General features: G+C 67.6%; 2 protein-coding genes. Both read left to right on the top strand.

Annotated features, from left to right (window positions below):
* Nucleotides 1–116: 116 nt before the first annotated feature.
* A complete protein-coding gene (locus GH681_RS22815; RefSeq protein WP_153163793.1) occupies nt 117–1,568 on the top strand; it encodes an IS1182-like element ISThph1 family transposase in 1,452 nt (483 codons plus the stop codon).
* A gap of 216 nt (nt 1,569–1,784) precedes the next feature.
* The coding region (locus GH681_RS22810; RefSeq protein WP_153163792.1) for a UvrD-helicase domain-containing protein at nt 1,785–2,019 on the top strand (235 nt) is incomplete at its 3' end.

Here is a 2,019-nt window from a genome sequence, read left to right as displayed (position 1 = left end):
TGATCCGCGAGACGATGAAGCGGGAACTGGGGCTGGACGAGGCGAAGACGGCCTGAGAGCGTGAGAGTTTTTCTCCAATCTCGCCAGGTTGTGCTGGGACTGGCATGCTCCGAGACATGAACGAGACCGAAGGTCATAACGGATCGCCGGCCAGCCTGTTCGATGACCTGCCGGCTGTCGAGGAACAACAGGTGATCGCGGCGAAGCAGGCGCGGGCGGCTTCACGCCGGCAAGGCGCGGCGCGATTGCTGCAGCCCAAGCGCGGGCAGATCGAACTGCGCGCCTCGGACCTGGAGTCGCTGCTGGGTGAGGATCACCGGGCTCGGCTGGTGTGGGGCTACGTCGAGCGGCAGGACCTGAGCCGGTTGATCGAATCGATCAAGGCCCGTGGCAGCAACGCCGGACGGTCGGCGATCGACCCGCGGATCCTGTTCGCGCTGTGGCTGTACGCCACGCTCGATGCGGTGGGCAGCGGCCGGGAGATCGCCCGTCTCACGCGCGAGAGCGACGCCTACCGCTGGATCTGCGGTGGCGTGTCGGTGAATTACCACGCGCTCAACGACTTTCGCTCAGGCAACGAGAGGTTGATGGACGAAGTGCTCACGGCCAATGTCGCCGCGCTGGCCTCGGCTGGGGCGATCAGCCTGGAGCGCGTGGCGCAGGACGGCATGCGCGTGCGTGCCGATGCAGGCGCAGCGTCGTTTCGGCGGCAGGCCAGCCTCGAGCAGCACTTGGCCGAGGCCGGCGAGTTGGTCGATGACATCAAGAAACGCGCCGCGGCCGATCCGGCAGCGGCCAGCCGCCGGGCGCAAGCTGCGCGCGAGCGTGCCGCACAGCAGCGCGAGGAGTGCATCCGCGCCGCGCTGGAGCAACTGCCGCAGGTGCAGGCGGCCAAGCGGCGCAACGGTGAAAAGCCCGAGCAGGCACGAGCCAGCACCACGGATGCCGACGCGCGGGTGATGAAGATGGGCGACGGCGGCTTCAGGCCAGCGTTCAACGTACAACTGGCCACAACGTGCGAGGACCAGGTCATCGTCGGCGTGGAGGTGAGCAACACCGGCAGCGACATGGCGCAGATGGCGCCGATGCTCGAGCAGGTCATCGAGCGCACGGGCACAGTACCCGGGCAATGGCTGGTCGATGGGGGCTTTCCCGCGCACGAGCAGATTGAGGCGGTGCATGCGCACACGAAAGGCCAGACCGAGGTCATCGCCCCGGTGCCCGAGCCCAGGCGCAATGCAGACAAGCGCGACGACGACGCCCCCCCGCCGCCGGACAAGTACCGGCGCAAGGAAGGGGACTCCGAGCCGGTGGCGCAGTGGCGTGCGCGCATGGCCGGCGACGAGATCAAGGACGTGTACAAGCAACGCGCGGCCACGGCCGAGTGCGTCAACGCACTGGCGCGCAACCGCGGACTGCAGCGCATGCCTGTGCGCGGGCTGGGCAAGGTTCGAGCGGTGGCTTACCTGTACGCGCTGGCGCACAACTTGATGCGCATGGCCAAGATCGCGCCGCAGATGCTCGGTCGAGGTAGCGGTGCGTCCAAAATCGCCGCAGCGCTGGCATAAGAGGTGCCCGAAATGAAAACCCGCCTCCTGAAGACCCCGGATCTGCCCTCACAGACGCTTGGCTGGGCCTCGAACACCCCACCGCACCTGCGCATCGCGCGCCACTGGGTCTCATCGCATGTCAGTTACTCGGCTTGCGGAAATCAAATGCTTCTCAGGCTCTGAGTCCTCGTCGGCAGTCTGCAAGCGAGGGCATGACTGGATATAATTTCAGTCATGAGCACCTCCAACCTCCTGCCCGATCCGCCGTCTGTCGATCGCCTCCCCGCCTGTGATGGCGCAGACCCCGCGCCCTGGCTGGCGCGGCTCAATGCGGCGCAGCGCGAGGCGGTGGAGCATGGTGCGGGCGAGGGACGGTGCGAGCATGCGGGCGGGCCGCTGCTGGTGATCGCCGGCGCGGGCTCGGGCAAGACCAGCACGCTCGCACACCGTGTCGCCCGGCTGATCGCTG

This window comes from Zoogloea sp. 1C4 (genome assembly GCF_009469605.1).
Classification (GTDB): domain Bacteria; phylum Pseudomonadota; class Gammaproteobacteria; order Burkholderiales; family Rhodocyclaceae; genus Zoogloea; species Zoogloea oryzae.
This window is presented reverse-complemented; position numbering and strand designations above follow the sequence as displayed.

Excerpts from the sequence above, each read along its gene's own strand:
- GH681_RS22815 (WP_153163793.1), top strand. The coding sequence starts at position 117 with ATGAACGAGACCGAAGGTCATAACGGATCGCCGGCCAGCCTGTTCGAT.